This is a genomic window from Thermostichus sp. MS-CIW-41 (assembly GCF_054058915.1).
On sequence record NZ_JBSSBO010000092.1, the window covers coordinates 1 to 1,375 of the forward strand.

General features: G+C 59.6%; 2 tRNA genes and 2 rRNA genes. All 4 read right to left on the bottom strand.

Going from position 1 to position 1,375, the window contains the following annotated elements:
* Positions 1 to 416 (bottom strand): 23S ribosomal RNA (locus ACVWXE_RS14335); the annotation flags it as partial.
* 233 nt (positions 417 to 649) lie between these two features.
* A tRNA-Ala gene (locus ACVWXE_RS14340) sits at positions 650 to 725 on the bottom strand.
* Between the two features lie 89 nt (positions 726 to 814).
* Positions 815 to 888: transfer RNA gene (locus ACVWXE_RS14345), tRNA-Ile, on the bottom strand.
* Positions 889 to 1,011: 123 nt separating this feature from the next.
* A 16S ribosomal RNA gene (locus ACVWXE_RS14350) occupies positions 1,012 to 1,375 on the bottom strand; the annotation flags it as partial.

A 1,375-nucleotide genomic window follows, 5' to 3' on the forward strand; every position in this document is an offset into this window, starting at 1 on the left:
GTGCTACTCGGGATCCGGCCGGCGCCTTTGAGCTTTCGGCTACAGGACTTTCACCTTCTCTGGTGCAGCATTCCAGCTGCTTCCCCTAGCCCGCCAGCTGCCGTTTGGCCGTCCCACAACCCCGCCCAGCCGTAGCTGAGCGGTTTAGGCTCTTTCCCGTTCGCTCGCCGCTACTGAGGAAATCACTTTTGTTTTCTTTTCCTGCGGCTACTAAGATGTTTCAGTTCGCCGCGTTCGCCCCTTTGGCCTATGGATTCAGCCAAAGGTGACAAGGCTTGCGCCTTGCCGGGTTGCCCCATTCGGGAACCTGCGGATCACCGCTTTTGTCCAGCTCCCCGCAGCGTTTCGTCGGTAACACGCCCTTCCTCGCCTCTGCGTGCCTAGGTATCCACCGTGCGCCCTTAACTGACTTGACCTTTTCACCTCACGTAACATTGGTGTTCTACCTGCCTCATGCCCCCAGGTTGCTGCCGCTTCCCCCAAGCCAAGGCTCGGGGGGCTCAACCCAGAAGCATGCTGCTCTCTTGCTATGCAGTTTTCAAAGTGCTGGCCGGCTCAACCCGGCTGGAGGCTTGTGCTCGGACCCAAACCCCTAGCCCGGTCGTCAACCTATCCAACTGGAGAACCCCTTCCCCGCTCCTCACCAAAATGGTGGAGGTAAGCGGACTCGAACCGCTGACTTCTGCCGTGCAAAGGCAGCGCTCTACCAGCTGAGCTATACCCCCAATCCAGACTGCACCCACCCTCTGGCTTTGCCCTCAGCTTGGCCAGCTCGCTTCTAGCTTGCTAGCTCTCCCTTCTCCAGGACAAACAGTGGGCCATCCTGGACTCGAACCAGGGACCTCACCCTTATCAGGGGTGCGCTCTAACCACCTGAGCTAATAGCCCTCCCCTCGGTTCCCCTCCAGAACCTCAGTCAACCATCCCTTCAACCCCGACCGACCTGGGATAACCTTTGCTGGCCTGAGGGTGGTCTAACTCCCCTCAGATGCCCCAAGGTAGGTCTCCCTAAAAGGAGGTGATCCAGCCGCACCTTCCGGTACGGCTACCTTGTTACGACTTCACCCCAGTCACCAGCCCTGCCTTCGGCGGGTGCTCCGACTTCGGGCATGGCCAGCTCCCATGGTGTGACGGGCGGTGTGTACAAGGCCCGGGAACGTATTCACCGCAGCATGCTGATCTGCGATTACTAGCGATTCCGCCTTCACGCAGGCGAGTTGCAGCCTGCGATCTGAACTGAGACGCGGTTTTTGGGATTGGCTCACGCTCGCGCGCTCGCGACCCTTTGTCCGCGCCATTGTAGCACGTGTGTAGCCCAGAGCGTAAGGGGCATGCTGACTTGACGTCATCCTCACCTTCCTCCGGTTTGTCACCG